The sequence below is a fragment of the Pseudoalteromonas sp. G5_S1_14_S5 genome (assembly GCF_054968605.1).
The window spans coordinates 1-15,045 of sequence record NZ_JBQKUM010000096.1; the positions used below are offsets into that span (position 1 = coordinate 1).

The 15,045-nt window shown below is 43.6% G+C and carries 14 protein-coding genes and 1 riboswitch; of the genes, 10 read left to right on the forward strand and 4 right to left on the reverse strand.

Translation table 11 applies throughout. The features are described 5' to 3' along the window. Window positions 1-62: 62 nt before the first annotated feature. The gene (plsB, locus tag ACTRWI_RS20115; protein WP_499133540.1) at window positions 63-2,486 is read right to left on the reverse strand and encodes a glycerol-3-phosphate 1-O-acyltransferase PlsB; all 2,424 of its coding nucleotides are present in this window, start codon (window positions 2,484-2,486) and stop codon (window positions 63-65) included. A gap of 221 nt (window positions 2,487-2,707) precedes the next feature. Between plsB and ACTRWI_RS20120 the strand changes: the two genes are divergently transcribed. The 4 genes from ACTRWI_RS20120 to dinF all read left to right on the forward strand — a co-directional run bounded on the left by ACTRWI_RS20120 (window position 2,708) and on the right by dinF (window position 6,235). Continuing rightward, window positions 2,708-3,070, forward strand: a complete 363-nt coding sequence (locus tag ACTRWI_RS20120) for a diacylglycerol kinase (RefSeq protein ID WP_499133541.1) — start codon at window positions 2,708-2,710, stop codon at window positions 3,068-3,070. A gap of 94 nt (window positions 3,071-3,164) precedes the next feature. After that, window positions 3,165-3,785 (forward strand): transcriptional repressor LexA, encoded by a 621-nt coding sequence (gene lexA / locus ACTRWI_RS20125; RefSeq protein WP_499133542.1) that lies wholly within the window; start codon window positions 3,165-3,167, stop codon window positions 3,783-3,785. A 97-nt stretch (window positions 3,786-3,882) separates the two neighbouring features. Continuing rightward, window positions 3,883-4,761, forward strand: coding sequence for a class I SAM-dependent methyltransferase (locus tag ACTRWI_RS20130; protein ID WP_499133543.1), 879 nt, complete (start codon window positions 3,883-3,885; stop codon window positions 4,759-4,761). Between the two features lie 118 nt (window positions 4,762-4,879). Next, complete coding sequence (gene dinF, locus ACTRWI_RS20135) at window positions 4,880-6,235, forward strand: MATE family efflux transporter DinF (protein WP_499133544.1); 1,356 nt, start codon at window positions 4,880-4,882, stop codon at window positions 6,233-6,235. 171 nt (window positions 6,236-6,406) lie between these two features. Here dinF and sthA read toward each other — a convergent pair whose 3' ends face one another. After that, window positions 6,407-7,807 (reverse strand): Si-specific NAD(P)(+) transhydrogenase, encoded by a 1,401-nt coding sequence (gene sthA / locus ACTRWI_RS20140; RefSeq protein WP_499133545.1) that lies wholly within the window; start codon window positions 7,805-7,807, stop codon window positions 6,407-6,409. 336 nt (window positions 7,808-8,143) lie between these two features. Between sthA and fabR the strand changes: the two genes are divergently transcribed. Then, window positions 8,144-8,776 (forward strand): HTH-type transcriptional repressor FabR, encoded by a 633-nt coding sequence (fabR, locus tag ACTRWI_RS20145; protein WP_499133551.1) that lies wholly within the window; start codon window positions 8,144-8,146, stop codon window positions 8,774-8,776. Further along, the gene (locus ACTRWI_RS20150; RefSeq protein WP_499133546.1) at window positions 8,776-9,147 is read left to right on the forward strand and encodes a YijD family membrane protein; all 372 of its coding nucleotides are present in this window, start codon (window positions 8,776-8,778) and stop codon (window positions 9,145-9,147) included. Before fabR ends, ACTRWI_RS20150 begins: the two co-directional genes overlap by 1 nt. A gap of 84 nt (window positions 9,148-9,231) precedes the next feature. Here the strand turns inward: ACTRWI_RS20150 and trmA are convergent, their stop codons facing one another. Continuing rightward, entirely contained in the window at window positions 9,232-10,341 is a 1,110-nt protein-coding gene (trmA, locus tag ACTRWI_RS20155; protein ID WP_055318286.1) for a tRNA (uridine(54)-C5)-methyltransferase TrmA, read from the reverse strand. Window positions 10,342-10,495: 154 nt separating this feature from the next. Further along, a riboswitch (cobalamin riboswitch) is annotated at window positions 10,496-10,699 on the forward strand. A 40-nt stretch (window positions 10,700-10,739) separates the two neighbouring features. Here trmA and ACTRWI_RS20160 point away from each other — a divergent pair. The 4 genes from ACTRWI_RS20160 to murI all read left to right on the forward strand — a co-directional run bounded on the left by ACTRWI_RS20160 (window position 10,740) and on the right by murI (window position 14,234). Then, window positions 10,740-12,683, forward strand: coding sequence for a TonB-dependent receptor (locus ACTRWI_RS20160; protein ID WP_499133547.1), 1,944 nt, complete (start codon window positions 10,740-10,742; stop codon window positions 12,681-12,683). A 177-nt stretch (window positions 12,684-12,860) separates the two neighbouring features. Next, the gene (locus ACTRWI_RS20165; protein ID WP_499133548.1) at window positions 12,861-13,124 is read left to right on the forward strand and encodes a hypothetical protein; all 264 of its coding nucleotides are present in this window, start codon (window positions 12,861-12,863) and stop codon (window positions 13,122-13,124) included. Beyond that, complete coding sequence (locus ACTRWI_RS20170; protein ID WP_499133552.1) at window positions 13,125-13,367, forward strand: hypothetical protein; 243 nt, start codon at window positions 13,125-13,127, stop codon at window positions 13,365-13,367. Between the two features lie 66 nt (window positions 13,368-13,433). Continuing rightward, on the forward strand, window positions 13,434-14,234 hold the full coding sequence (gene murI, locus ACTRWI_RS20175; RefSeq protein WP_499133549.1) for a glutamate racemase: 801 nt from the start codon (window positions 13,434-13,436) through the stop codon (window positions 14,232-14,234). On the opposite strand, the gene ACTRWI_RS20180 is transcribed toward murI, so the two are convergent. Further along, on the reverse strand, window positions 14,197-14,649 hold the full coding sequence (locus ACTRWI_RS20180; RefSeq protein ID WP_499133550.1) for an RNA recognition motif domain-containing protein: 453 nt from the start codon (window positions 14,647-14,649) through the stop codon (window positions 14,197-14,199). The genes murI and ACTRWI_RS20180 overlap by 38 nt on opposite strands. Window positions 14,650-15,045 lie beyond the last annotated feature (396 nt).

A 15,045-nucleotide genomic window follows, 5' to 3' on the forward strand; every position in this document is an offset into this window, starting at 1 on the left:
CACCCAATGGGTGCCTTTTTGATCGTTTTCAGCTTAGCGCTTAAAGCGATCCATCTAACAAACTATTCTGCTTGATGGATGCTCTCTTGAATCGTTAAGCGAACTTCTGGGTAAAGCATTGAGTAAAGAAGCTTAGCGAACTGCTGAGTTTTCTCTAAGTCGCAATTACCGTCGTTATCCAGGTATTGCTGTTGCTTTAGCGTAGCGAACATTGAAGCGAACACGCCTTTATCGAAGAACTCAGGTGCGTTGATACCTTGCAGGCGACCAAGACGTTGTGCAATGTCTTGGCTCTTCTGCTCAAGGTCAGATTTATCCAGTTCCGGATTCTCTGCCAATAGGTTAAGAGCAATCGAGTAACGCTGAAGTGTCTCTGAAATCGTACGACCTAGCAGCATTAGTGCTTGACTGTTCGATTGGTTGATGGTGACTTGATTATCAGATACAACTAGCATGCCCTGGCTAACCAATTCATCGATGATGTTCGACACCACACCTTCAAGCTGGTCTTCGTCGTAGCTTAGGAATAGCTCTTTTTTTAAGAACGGGTAGATTGCCGCGACATTCTTTTGAATCGCATCGATCGTTAGCCCGTGCTGACGAATAGTCATCTGAGCAATAAATGATGGCAGCGCAAACAAGTGAATGATGTTGTTGCGGTAGTAAGTCATCAGAATCGATTGGTGACGGTCTAGTGAAATAATGTCACCCATTGAGTCTGACTCAATCAAGAACTTGTTCAGAGACTCTGCATGTTTCACCAACTCTTCCGCGCTGTCTTTCGGTACCGTAAATGTGTCTGAGTAAGGCACATTGTTGAGTAAAGATAAGTAGCAGTTTATTTGAGAAACCAAAGAGTCACGAGATAATGCACGCTGACGTGATGCAAGCAGAGCGGTTGCACATAATGTCAGTGCGTTGGTCGCTGCCGCATCGTTGATGTGTGTCATCATCTTGGTTGCTAAGTCATTGACCACAGGCGTCATCCACTGTGGCTTGCTCGTACCCATTGGATCGATGTCTTTCGTCCACTCAGGAGAGTGTTCATTCAGGTATTGGTTAAGCTGAATCGGCTCACCGAAGTTCACGTAGCCCTTACCAAAGTTACGAAGCTTACGGATAGTACGAATCACTAGGCTCGCGTTTTCTTTCTCTTTGCGCTTACCACGTAGTTCTTTTGCGTAAGTCGCCACTTCCATTACATGTTCGTAGCCGATATAAACAGGCACTAACGTTACTGGACGGTTCATGCCGCGCAGCATTGCCTGAATCGTCATCGCTAGCATGCCGGTTTTCGCTTGTAGCAGACGACCGGTACGAGAACGGCCACCTTCACTAAAGTATTCTACCGAGTAGCCTTTAGCGAACAGCTCTGCTAGGTACTCACGGAAGATCGTTGAGTACAGCTTATTACCTTTAAAGCTACGACGAATGAAGAACGCACCACCGTGACGGAAAATCGGACCGGCAGGGAAGAAATTCAAGTTGATACCCGCAGCGATATGCGGAGGAACCATACCTTCATGGTAAAGCACGTAAGATAAGAGTAAGTAGTCCATATGGCTGCGGTGACAAGGGACATAAACAATCTCATGACCATCTTGTGCTAGCTTACGAACAGTTGAAGCGTTGTTGATATGTAGGCCTTGGTACAGCTTGTTCCACAACCAACCTAGAATCTTCTCGCCACGTTTGATCAGTGAGTAAGAGAAGTTCGCTGCAATCTCATCCATGATGTCTTGAGCTTCTTTGCTCGCTTTCTCGATCGAGATATTCTTTGACTTCGCTTCGTCTTCAATCGCCTTCTTGATCGCTTCTGATTTTAGTAGGCGATCGAATAATGCTTGACGGCTTGGAAGGTTAGGGCCAGAGGCTGCCAGTTTTTGGCGTGAGAAGTGAATGCGAGCTACACGCGCCAACTTGTGTGCGATAGTGCTGTCGGTGCCGTGTGAGTTTGCCATATAACGCAGAGATACCACTGGGCTGAATCGTACTAGACAGTCGCGGCCAGCAATTAAAACAGCGATTGACTTCTCCAAGCCGTTCATTGCTTGTAGATAAGGCTTCTGATTATTCTCTTTACCAGGCTTACGGCCCCACAATACGGTTGCTGGGATAACTTGCACATCCAGCTCTGAGTCGTCAGCGTGCAGTGCAAGCAGCTCTGAGAAGACTTCAATAGAAGAGGCCGGGACGTAATCATCATCTTGCAGCAACGTTTTGCGTGAAGAGATAAAAACGTAGCGTGGCAGTGATTTACCACTGATTTCAAGCTTGCTTAACGGATCCGGTAAACCCAGTTCTAGCGCGTGCTTTTGTAGTGTTAGTAGGTCGACGCTTGAGCGAAACGGTAAGGCGTATACAATTGGTTTGCCTAAATCAATGTTCAAATCTTCAACTGGATTCGAAGGGATTGATGTACCTTTTACCAATACGGATAAAGGTAGCTTCATTAATGAACGTGAAAAAGATTGTCCAGAAGACATATAGGTTCACAGCCTCAATAGTTATTTCAATGTGCTTAAGCGTATCTCTATTTCTATGATGAGAGAGGGTAACCCCTTCAAGTAAAATAGGGATAAGCCTAGGCGTAAATTTAATCGATGCAAGAATACCAGAAACTGGTCTAACCTTTTAATGGAAATAGTCATATTGCCGTTAAGTTTGTGGCATATCATTCATCGACTGATTGAGTATAGGGTTAAAAATGACCAAAAAATCAAACACCGGATTTAAACGTATCGTGAAAGCAGCGGGCTTTTCATGGCAAGGCATCACAAGTTCGTTTAAAAACGAGGCGGCTTTTCGGCAAGAAGCCTTCATGGCTGCAGTTCTGATTCCGTTAGCGTTTTACCTCGATGTGAGCCAACTAGAACGAATCTTAATGGTGTCCTCGATTGTGCTGGTGATGGTTGTTGAGCTTATTAATACTGCAATTGAAGCGGTCGTTGATCGTATTGGTAGCGAACATCATGAGCTTTCAGGAATGGCGAAAGATGTCGGTTCGGCAGCCGTTTTCATCTGTTTAGCGCTTGCAACTTATGTGTGGTTCGAGATCTTGGTTTTGTAATTAGCGAAAAATGAACTAAAAACAACCAATTGCTTTGCTTTTGTCCAGTTACTGGATATACTCACAGTCAACTGTATAAAAAGACAGGTGAATCATGAAGCCGTTAACGCCCCGCCAACAACAAGTCTTTGACCTTATCAAAGGTAAGATCGAAGATTCCGGTATGCCACCGACACGTGCAGAAATTGCTCGTGAATTAGGCTTCCGTTCTGCTAATGCTGCAGAAGAACATTTGAAAGCTCTTGCTCGTAAAGAAGCGATTGAGATTATCCCGGGTGCGTCTCGTGGTATTCGTATTTTGCTTGAAGATGGAGCAAACGAAGAGCAAGGTCTGCCTCTGATCGGTCAGGTTGCTGCTGGTGAGCCTATCTTGGCTCAAGAGCATGTAGAAATGCATTACCAAGTCGATCCTGGTATGTTTAAACCTCAAGCTGATTTCTTACTTCGCGTAAATGGCGAAAGTATGAAAGACATCGGTATTATGGATGGTGACCTGCTTGCTGTTCACAAAACACAAGATGTCCGTGATGGTCAGGTTGTGGTTGCTCGTGTTGATGATGATGTAACGGTAAAACGTCTAGAACGTAAAGGTTCTACAGTGCTGTTACACGCTGAAAACGCAGAGTTTTCTCCAATCCGTGTCGATTTAGAATCTCAACACTTGTCTATTGAAGGTCTTGCTGTTGGTATTATTCGCAACACGGACTGGATGTAATCAGTTCAAACATCTTATTGATATTTATTCTCAATAACTTGTTATTGTAATTGATATTCATTATCATCTTCTTTGTCGAGATACAAGGAAGATGATGATGCCAATCCAAACCAAGCCTCAAATAAAGCCGCTTATAGCTAAGCCGCGCTCCTCTGATCAAAAGGTTTCCGCTGATCAAGCGTCTGCACATCAAGAACTTCAAGTTCCGACAAACCTCGTTCAACACCTTTGGTTTCGCAGCCGAGAAAGCCTTGCCGATGATGGTCTCGTCTATGATCCTATTGCTGCTCAGGCCTGTAAGCGTTGTCAATTAGCGCCAGAATGCCTTACTGGTGAACTCGACCAACAACAACTTCTCTACGCGACACTAACTCAACTTTGCGATTCTCGAGTTCAGCAGTTCCTATCTCACAACCCTGATGCTTGGATTATTAACGTGGGAGCTGGTCTCGACACCCGTTTTTACCGATTAGACAATGGCCGCTGTCACTGGGTAGAGTTGGATGTAACCGAGAACCTACTTTGGCGACAACGTTTGTTCCACAAAAATGAACGCTATCGCTTGGAGTGTGGTTCCGTAGATGATCTGACTTGGTTAGATGAACTCAATATTCCAGAGCAAGCTTCGGTAATGGTGGTGTGTGAACATGCACTGTTGGACTGCAATGAGCAACAAACAGCGTACTTTATTCAGTCTTTGAGCCGTTACTTTACTCATGCACATGCGTGTGTTGTATTGGCGGGCGATAAGAGCTCAAGTACTTTAGGTAAGAAGCTAGGCTCTGGTGACTATGCACATGGCTTATCTTCTCCAGTCGACAGCATTCTTAATTGGTTACCATGGGCGCAATGGGCTAAAGCATTTTCGCCTTTAGAACAGCAATGTCACCGTTGGAAGTTATGGCAGCGACTATTGTGCAAAATTTCTCAGCTTAAAAAGCGTTTAACGCCGCAACTGGTACTGGTGAAGTGGTAGCGCGAGAGCAGCACGACTTACACATACTCGAAGCTACATCTGTTTAAGCGAAAATTTCACAACATAGTGAAAGCACACTTACTCGGTTAAACTATCGCCTCTAATCAAAGAGGTGATCGTGAAGCTATTTAATCCCCAAACTATTTTTCAAACGCTATCCAATCAAGCTATGCACAAACAAGTGCTGTTGCTCGCGATCCCGATGGTGCTCTCTAATATTACTGTCCCACTGCTGGGTTTAGTGGATGCTGCCGTGATCGGCCACTTAGAACATTCTTGGTATCTAGGAGGCGTGGCGTTAGGTGGCACTATGATCAGTGTGACCTTCTGGTTACTCGGTTTTTTACGAATGTCGACAACTGGCCTTGCCGCACAGTCTTACGGTGCAAATGATGGCAAGCAGCTTGGTTTAGTCTTCGTTCAAGGTGTGACCATGGCTCTCGGGTTTGCTGGTGTCTTCTTGCTATTACATGGCCTAGTTGCTGATCTCGTTTTTTCATTAAGTAGTGCCAGTGATCAAGTGAAGCATTATGGCCAACAGTATTTCTCCATTCGAGCATGGAGTGCACCAGCAGCACTGACGAATTTCGTTATTTTGGGTTGGCTACTTGGAACTCAGAATGCAAAAGCGCCGATGTGGATGGTGATTATCACTAACATCACCAATATCTTGTTGGACGTAGTTTTTGTGATTGGTTTCGGTTGGCAGGTGGAAGGTGCAGCACTGGCATCGGTATTGGCTGATTATGCAGGCTTAACGTTTGGACTGATCTGCGTTTTTGGAATCTGGAAAAAGAGACTGTTACCGTCACCGTGGGCTTTGATTAAGAAATCCAGCCAAGGTTTAAGTCGCTTCGTAAAACTGAATCGAGATATTTTCCTACGTTCTCTGTGTCTGCAAGCCACGTTTACTTTCATGACTTTCCAAGGAGCAAGCTTTGGTGATGATGTCGTGGCAGCCAATGCGGTATTGATGAGTTTCTTGATGATCATCTCTTACGGCATGGATGGTTTTGCCTATGCGATGGAAGCCATGGTGGGTAAGGCGTTAGGAGCGAAAGACAAAGATGAATTAAATCAGTCGTTGATTGGTACCTTCTTCTGGAGCTTCAATATTTGTGTGGTTCTTACCTTAGTGTTCGCGATCGCTGGGTCTAATTTGATTAATATGATCACCACCATCCCAGATGTAAAAAGCCAAGCTGAGGTGTATTTGCCTTGGTTAATTGCAATGCCGTTGGTTTCAATGTGGTGCTTCTTACTCGATGGTATTTTTGTCGGAGCAACTAAAGGCAAGGACATGCGTAATAGCATGTTTGTCGCGACCTGCAGCTTCTTTGCGATTTTCTTCCTAGCGTCTAGTTTAGAAAATCATGCCCTGTGGCTTGCGATGCTGAGCTTTATGGCAATGCGCGGTATTGGCCTTGGTGTGTTATTTGTTTCTCAGTGGAAGAAGGGCGAATTTCTTGCTTAGCTCTAATAGGTAAAAATAAAAGGTGTACCGGTCAAAGGGCATTTAGAACATCATGATCTAATTACTCTTGGTGCTATATTTTTCAATGTCTTAAATAAAAACAGCAAGCTCATGGCTTGCTGTTTATGCATTTGGCCTATGGGTGGTCAAATACTCCTGTTAGTTCTTTATTTAGAATAAACGGTTAAGGCCGTTAAGAGCGGCAACACGATACGCCTCTGCCATTGTAGGGTAGTTAAAGGTGGTATTAACGAAGTATTCGATAGTATTCGCTTCGCCTTTTTGCTCCATGATTGCTTGGCCGATGTGAATGATTTCTGCGGCACGCTCACCAAATACGTGGATACCCAGAATCTCTTTGGTTTCACGGTGGAATAGAATCTTCAAACTACCGATGTCTTTACCCGCGATTTGGGCGCGAGCTAAGTGTTTGAATGAAGAACGTCCTACTTCATAAGGTACTTTCGCTGCTGTCAGCTCTTGCTCGGTTTTACCGACTGAGCTGATTTCAGGAATGGTGTAGATTCCCGTTGGGATATCTTCAATTAAGTGACTTTCAGCCTTACCTTTAACAATCGCTTGTGCAACAAAACGACCTTGGTCATAAGCAGCACTTGCTAGGCTAGGGTAGCCAATCACATCACCGACCGCGTATACATGGTCAACGTTGGTTTGGTAATTGGTGTTCACTGATACTTGACCACGAGAGTCTGCTTCTAGGCCAACCGCACCTAAATTCAATTTGTCAGTGTTACCGGTTCGACCATTGGCATACAGTAGGCAGTCCGCACGCATCTTTTTGCCTGACTCTAGGTGAATGATCACGCCATCATCAGTCCCTTCGATTTTCTCAAAGGTTTCATCGTTACGAATTACAACGCCACTGTTCCAGAAGTGGTAAGAAAGTGCATCTGAGGTTTCATTATCTAGGAATGACAGTAGACGATCTCGCGTATTAATGAGATCGGTCTTTACACCTAAACCACGGAAGATAGATGCGTACTCACAACCGATAACACCGGCACCATAGATGATGATGTGTTGAGGGTCGTGTTTAAGAGAAAGAATAGAGTCGCTGTCGTAGATACGTTCATGCAGAAAGTCGACGTTCTCTGGTTGATAAGGGCGAGAGCCCGTGGCAATGACAAACTTGTCAGCACTGTAGTGCTCTTCCGTACCATCACTTTGCATTACAGAAATAGAGTGAGAATCAATAAAGCGCGCTGTACCAAATACTAGTGTACATTGGTTACGATCGTAGAAGCCTTGGCGCAGTCGTGTCTGTTTATCGATAACGGATTTCGCATGACCGAGAATGTTGGAAAACGTCGAGTGAATGCTTTTGTTGTTCTGACAGAACAGAGGGTTGTTATTGAATTCGATAATCCGGCTTACAGCATGACGCAGAGCTTTTGAAGGAATTGTTCCCCAGTGGGTACAACCACCACCAACGCTGCTCTCTTTTTCAATGATTGCAACGTTCAACCCGGCTTTGGTTAATCCCATCGCTGCCCCTTCGCCTCCGGGGCCACTACCAATTACGATTACATCAAAGTGGTTGGAGTGTGGCATAGATATCTTCCTTGTTATATTTGATTAACATTGCTGTAGCGGGATTTTAACTGATTCTGTTCTTGCGTACATGAAAAGGACATCAGAGAGTCGGTGGGATCACGCAGTGCTCGCGAAAAAATAATATTTGGTATGTCGAATGTCTCCAAATGGCGGTGTGGATATTGAAATTTTTTCTGCGAACGTATTTACTGCGGTACGTGAACAAAGAGGCGTGTTTGGTGTCTTATATAACCGGAGTATCTTATATAAATAAGTGATTCGCGTTATATTGAACAGAGTGTTAGACATGCCTGTTTAGGCTGTAAAAGAAGAAATTGATAAAGTATGAAACCAATGGGCATTCGCGCACAGCAAAAAGAAAAAACTCGTCGCAGCTTAATCGATGCAGCATTTAGCCAACTCAGTGCAGATCGTAGTTTTTCCAACCTAAGCTTGAGAGAAGTCGCTCGTGAGGCTGGAATAGCACCGACTTCCTTTTATCGTCACTTCAAAGACATGGATGAGCTTGGCTTAACCATGGTCGACGAGGGTGGCTTACTACTACGCCAGCTAATGCGTCAAGCTAGGCAGCGTATAGTAAAAGAAGGCAGTGTTATTCGCACATCGGTTGAAACCTTTATGGAGTTCATTGAAAGCAGCCCTAACGTATTCAGACTGTTATTGCGAGAGCGCTCAGGAACCTCATTTGAGTTTCGTACAGCGGTAGCTCGTGAGATACAGCACTTTTCTGCTGAGTTAACCGAATACCTAATCACGACTGGCATGACACGAGATGAAGCTTTTACGCAAGCGGAAGCTTCGGTCATATTGGTCTTTAACTCAGGGGCAGAAGCATTAGATTTAGATCGACGTCAGCGAGACGAACTGGCTGAGCGTTTGATCATGCAATTGCGAATGATGGCCAAAGGGGCTTTTTGGTATCGTAAAGAACGTGAACGTAACCGATTAAAAGGCGGGATAGAATAATGTCGAATCAAAATAATACTGTAAACTGTGGCTCAGAAAGAAAAACACTGGTACTGGCTCTGATTGCTGGTGTGTGTGGCGATGCACTTTTATCTTGGGTAACAATGAGCGAAGTGGGTTTCTCAATCTTCCCACTGATTGCTTTAGTTTTAGCTGTACAAGCACTGTACCAAGAGTACTTAACTAATCCAGTATCGGAAGATATCCCGCTAGTAGGTTTGGCGTGTTTCTTCGTCGGGGCATTTGGTCACTCTGCGTTTGTGAAAGCACAACACCCAGATGCGGGTTCAAACTTCTTCGCGATTATCGTCGCAATGTTACTGCTCGCATGGGTAGGTAAGAAGTTAGGCTTTATCGGTAAAATAGCTTAAGCCAACCTATAAATAAAAAACGAGCCGATTGGCTCGTTTTTTGTGTCTGCAGTTTGGCTTTTACCTAGATTTGGAAAGCGAGTGTTACGCTTTACGCTCTAGGAATACGCCAGCTTCCATGTGGTGTGTGTAAGGGAACTGGTCGAAAAGAGCAAAACGAGTAATATCGTGTGTTTCGCTTAAAATTTCCAAGTTCTCTTTCAATGTTTCAGGGTTACAAGAGATGTACATGATGCGCTCGTAGCCTTGAACCATCTTGCAAGTATCTACATCCATACCTGAACGTGGTGGATCAACAAAGATAGTGTTGCAGTTGTAGCTCTTCAGATCGATGTTTGCTTGTTGCAGACGGCGGAACTCACGTTTGCCTTCCATCGCTACAGTAAAGTCTTCCGCAGACATACGGATGATCTGAACGTTATCAATCTTGTTGGCTGCAATGTTGTATTGCGCTGATTCAACTGATGGTTTCGCTAGCTCGGTTGCTAATACACGCTCGAAGTTTTGTGCCAGTGCTAGTGAGAAGTTACCGTTACCACAGTAAAGCTCTAGTAGATCGCCTTTGCTATCTTGAGTACAGTCAACGGCCCACTCCAACATTTTCTCAGCCACTTTACCGTTTGGTTGAGTGAAGCTGTTCTCTACTTGCTGGTAGATGTAGCTATCGCCATTTACGTCTAGTTTCTCAATAACGTAATCACGGTCTAAAACGATCTTCATCTTACGAGCACGACCAATCAGGTTTAGGTTAAAACCTTCATCGTTCAATTGCTGTTTTAACGCTTTGGCATCTTGAATCCATTGCTCACCTAGTTGACGGTGGTAAAGCAGAGACACCAAGATCTCACCGCTAAGCGTAGATAGGAAGTCTACTTGGAATAGCTTATGGCGTAGAGAGTGGTTGTCTTTCATTGCATCGACTAACAAAGGCATCAAGTCATTGATAAGACGGCTAGCAGCAGGGAACTGGTCTACACGGTATTTTTCTTTAGTTTCTTGATTGAACATGACGTAGTACATATCGTCACCTTCATGCCACACGCGGAACTCAGCACGCATGCGGTAGTGTTGTTCTGGAGATTCATACACTTCCAGCTCAGGCACATTATATTCTGAGAACATTTCAGTAAGACGCTCTGTCTTTTCTGCCAGTTGTTCTTGGTAGCGTTGCGGGTTTACATCTAAATTCGCCATGGTTATGCCTTTTGCTGTCGTGCTTTTAAATCAAGAGCGCAGATTTTATTCAATCACAGGCGCTTGTCCAGTGTTGAGCGCCATTCAATGTAAATCGACCATGAAAACTATAGCTTATAACTATCTCAGACTAGACAAATGATTCATAGGTCAATACTATCTCCAGCAAGCTGGTGCCATTTAGATGTATAGATGGCTGAAAAGGGAATCTGGTGTGAATCCAGAACTGACGCGCAGCGGTAAAAGAGAACGAGTATTCATCAGACACTGCAAATAGCTTTTTGTGGGAAGTCGAATATCAGGTAACCATAAGGTTGTGCTCTTGAGTCCGAATACCTGCCAGCGGCTAAACCATGACATGTGGTTTGGTAGGAATTTACGCGATTTAGGATCACAACATGAACAAATCCCTTTTAGCGGTTGCTGTAGCATCGCTGCTTTCATCTATCTCCAATTTATACGCCCAAGAAGCATCTACTGACGAAACCATGGTGGTTTTAGCTCGTAGTGATTTTAATAATTCAATTGACGATATACCTGCCAATGTAACTGTTATTACATCAGACGATATAGCTGCGAGTGGAGCCAAAAGCTTAGATACTTTGCTGCGAGCTAGAGCAGGAATTCAAGTTTCTGATACTAACAGCGGGCCATCATTCTCATTACGCGGCTTTACTGGTGGGCAAGCTGCTAACAATACACTGATCTTAGTTGATGGACGTCGTCTAAATAAGCAAGATTTGTCAGCTCCGCAGGTTAGTTCAATATTGATCTCTCAGATAGAGAGAGTTGAGATACTGTCGGGTAGTGCTGGTGTGCTTTATGGAGATCAAGCCGTAGGTGGTGTTATTAATATAATCACCAAAGGAGCTTCAGAAGATGGTGGTAATTTGTCAGTTAGCGCTGGTAGCTTTGATTCCTTTGCTGGCAACGTTGATGTTTCTAGAAAACTAAATGAGCAATGGAGTTTGTTCTTTAGTGCTAGTCAAGATAACAGTGACAATTATAGAGATCATAATGTTCGTGAGACTGGAGCATTATTAAGCCGATTGAATTATAAGCAGGATTCAACTGAATTTTTTGTAGAGGCTAGTTACTACGATAATAATCGAGAGTATGCCGGCTCATTGACAGAGGAGCAGTACAAGAATGATCCGACACAAGCCGCTTCTGCGAATCAAACAGATTATTCTCATGAAATCACCCAAGCATTAAGAGCTGGTTATAAGCAAGATGTGAATGAATCTTGGGTCTTAGGGACTGATGTTATTTACGATAATACGTCTGGTTCAGGCTCTGCATGGGGAAGCTCAACGAGCAGCGATAGTAAGCAATTATTTGGTTCAATAAAGCTGGAAAATCAGTTTTCAACAGGGTCCGGCGAAGGTAATGCTTTATTAGGACTTGGAGGGGCAAACCGTGATCATTCTTATAAATCCTCTTCCACCGATCGTTCGAATAAACAAGATACTTACAGCGTCTTTGGACAAGTTAACTACCCATTTCTTGATGATTTAACTCTTACAACAGGCGCACGTTATAGTGCAGTCGAAGATAAGATTTTTGATGCAGCTATATACCCAAATAAAGAGAGATTAACAGAGGCACAGGATGCTTATGAGCTTGGGCTGAATTATAACATTAGCGAATCACAACGCATTTATCTGCGAGGCGAGACAAATTTTAGGTTCGCTAAAATTGATGAACAAGCCTATACCTCTCCTGGCGTCCTTGGTCTAAAGCCGCAAACGGGCAAATCAATTGAAGCTGGTTGGGGGGTAATTGAGAACAATTATAGTCTCAGAGTTGATGTGTATACCTTACATCTTGAAGATGAAATTATTTTCGATAGTAGTGCTCCCACTCCTATTGGGGGCACTTTTACTGGAGCTAATGTGAATGCAGATGAGTCGGAGAGAAATGGCGTTACGGTAAGTGGTGATCTATATGCTACCGATTCGGTTTTGTTAGGTTTGGAATATAGTTTCATTGATGCTGAATTCTCATCTGGCGATGACAAAGGTAAGAAGCTACCTTGGGTTGCCCGAAATTCAGGGCGTGCATTTGTAACCTATGACATTAGTTACAACTGGCAAGTTTTTGTTGAAGGTGTCTATACTGGTGCTAGATTTAAAGATGGTGACACATCAAATAGTTTGGCAAAGCTTTCAGCCTATTGGTTGAGCAACATTGCTGTTAATTTTTCTCAAGATGTATGGTCGGCAGGACTTCGTATAGATAATGCATTTGACGAAAAATATCCTGCGAATGCCAATAATTGGGGAGCATATTACCCTGGTGATGGTAGGAAAGTCATTTTGACTGGTGCCTATAAATTCTAATTTACACCTAAACCGCCTCCGGGCGGTTTTTCTTATTGGGTATATCAATGAAAAAGAAAGTCGTCATTAACGTTAGAGCGTCTACTTGAAAGCTCCTAATATGAAGTTGTTGCTCTCTGTACGACATTTGTTGGAGATAAAGTCCCTTTCGAAGTCACTCCTATCGATGTGGTTGCCATGCAGGCGCAATTAATCGGTTTGCCGCTTATCACCATCGAGCCTCCGGAAGCATTCCCAAGCAATGAGATTTACAAAAGTACTCTTGTCTCAGCATTGAAAGGGTCTGGCTTATCAATTGATGCGGTCGCGTTTGGAGACATGTTCTGTAATGGCATTGCAGATTATCGAAGAAGCTATATAGAACCCGCAGTCCGGGAGTGTGTATTTCCTCTAATGGGGGAGAGCAGTCAGGTACTTGCGAGTGAAATAATAGAAAGGTGAATCGACACTTTTCTTGCCACTGTCGACAGTAACGTATTAGATATTAGCTACTGTGGGCTGAAATATACCGATGAGTTAATAGAGAGCTTACCGAGCCAGGTTGATCCGTGTGGTGAAGATGGGGAGTTCCATACCTTAGTGACCTCTGCGTCATGCTTTAAAGGAAGGCGTGATATAGAGCTCGAAGTGATAGGGCAAGGTGAGCGTTTTGTACATCAACGCTATCGAGCTTGCATTGTATAGCGTGAGGATTGGCGAAAACTAAGTGAAGGGGTATTATTGCTGCGAAACTACATATAGGTAATCGTTGTGTCGGATAGTCTGCAAAAAAACATATTAGTCTTTGATTCTGGGGTAGGTGGGTTATCTGTCTATAAAGAGATAAGTCAGCTATTGCCCAATCATAACTATATCTATGTATTTGACAACGAAGCTTATCCATATGGCGAGCTCGATCAGCAGGTTCTCATTCGTCGGGTTCAGAGTATTGTAGCCAGTTTCGTGGTGAGCCATGCCATTGATATCGCCGTTATTGCATGTAACACCGCCAGTACGATTGTTCTCCCTACACTCCGTGTTAATAATGTCATTCCAATCGTTGGGGTTGTCCCAGCGATCAAACCGGCTTCCTTACTAGCGAACAAAGCTGTGGGGCTTATTGCTACTCCGGCAACCATCACCCGTGAATACACTCATGAATTGATCAAGAACTTCTCTATAAATAAGAGGGTTGAACTTTTGGGCTCGACTCGGCTGGTGGATATGGCCGAAGATAAGCTCAGAGGAGAGGCCATCAACTTAGAAGAGCTCAAGCAAATCCTTCAGCCGATGATTAATGCTATTGATGTTGCTGTTTTAGGATGTACCCATTTTCCACTAATAAAGTCTGAGATTCAGCAAGTATTAGGTGGAAGCGTGGTATTGGTTGATTCGGGCAAAGCGATAGCTAAACGAGTCCAAGATTTATTGGGTTTAGAAAGTGGTCAGGAAGAAGGGGGAGTGCGAGAGGTTTTTTGTAGTGCACTTCCCAATAAAGAAAGTGCACTAAATGGTATGTTGAAGCAGTTAGGGTTTAGTTCTGTTCAGATTCGTTCGCTTCAGGATGCTTAGGATCATTTGCAACACGTACTTTTAAAGTTCGTTGCATGTAATCTTTGTCGTTAAGAACAGAGATTGCCTGATTCACATCATTACTTGCCATAACAACAAATCCGAAGCCTCTTCTTTTACCAGTACGTTTATCTTTCATTAAGCGTACTGCAAACACTTCACCATGTTCTGAGAATAATTCACGAACATGCGATTCGTTCGCTTTGTATGGAAGGTTACCCACATAAAGCGTTTTCGTTGAAGCTTTAGTTTCTGAATCTGATTTTGAGTCGGTGCTTGAAAAGTTAACAACAAAAGCGGAAGCCAAGACACCAAGGATAAAGGTAATTGCAGGCGGTATATCTACCTGAGAGAAAACAATGCCGCCTAATACAGCCAGTGCGACAATTAACAACATCGATTTTTTTGAGTTCATATCGGAATACTACATATTAATAAACGAAATAGACGCATCTACCATTAACAAAATAGATACATGAATATTACGTTCATGCCTTACAATTTTCCAATGTATTGCTGTGATACGTCTCAAATGTTTAGTTTTTATTCGAAAAATTCGGATTTGATGGCTTTTTAGGCGAACAAAACTTTTATTTCAAAAAGTCCTTGTGCTCTAACTCAATCTCTCTATAATGCCGCCTCACCGACACGGAGTGAGACGAAAGTCACACGGCAAAGTCGGTAGAGAAAAAGAGTTTAAAAATAACCCTTGACTCTCGATGCGGTGCGAGTATAGTACGCATCCCTAGCGACTGAGATGTGAATCACAAAATGCTAGAGCTCTTTAACAATTTAAACCTATCAATCTGTG

Bases quoted from the DNA above. Each gene is read 5' to 3' on its own strand.
- plsB (WP_499133540.1), bottom strand. From the start codon at position 2,486: ATGTCTTCTGGACAATCTTTTTCACGTTCATTAATGAAGCTACCTTTA.
- ACTRWI_RS20120 (WP_499133541.1), top strand. From the start codon at position 2,708: ATGACCAAAAAATCAAACACCGGATTTAAACGTATCGTGAAAGCAGCG.
- lexA (WP_499133542.1), top strand. From the start codon at position 3,165: ATGAAGCCGTTAACGCCCCGCCAACAACAAGTCTTTGACCTTATCAAA.
- ACTRWI_RS20130 (WP_499133543.1), top strand. From the start codon at position 3,883: ATGCCAATCCAAACCAAGCCTCAAATAAAGCCGCTTATAGCTAAGCCG.
- sthA (WP_499133545.1), bottom strand. From the start codon at position 7,807: ATGCCACACTCCAACCACTTTGATGTAATCGTAATTGGTAGTGGCCCC.
- fabR (WP_499133551.1), top strand. From the start codon at position 8,144: ATGGGCATTCGCGCACAGCAAAAAGAAAAAACTCGTCGCAGCTTAATC.
- ACTRWI_RS20150 (WP_499133546.1), top strand. From the start codon at position 8,776: ATGTCGAATCAAAATAATACTGTAAACTGTGGCTCAGAAAGAAAAACA.
- trmA (WP_055318286.1), bottom strand. From the start codon at position 10,341: ATGGCGAATTTAGATGTAAACCCGCAACGCTACCAAGAACAACTGGCA.
- ACTRWI_RS20160 (WP_499133547.1), top strand. From the start codon at position 10,740: ATGAACAAATCCCTTTTAGCGGTTGCTGTAGCATCGCTGCTTTCATCT.
- ACTRWI_RS20165 (WP_499133548.1), top strand. From the start codon at position 12,861: ATGCAGGCGCAATTAATCGGTTTGCCGCTTATCACCATCGAGCCTCCG.
- ACTRWI_RS20180 (WP_499133550.1), bottom strand. From the start codon at position 14,649: ATGAACTCAAAAAAATCGATGTTGTTAATTGTCGCACTGGCTGTATTA.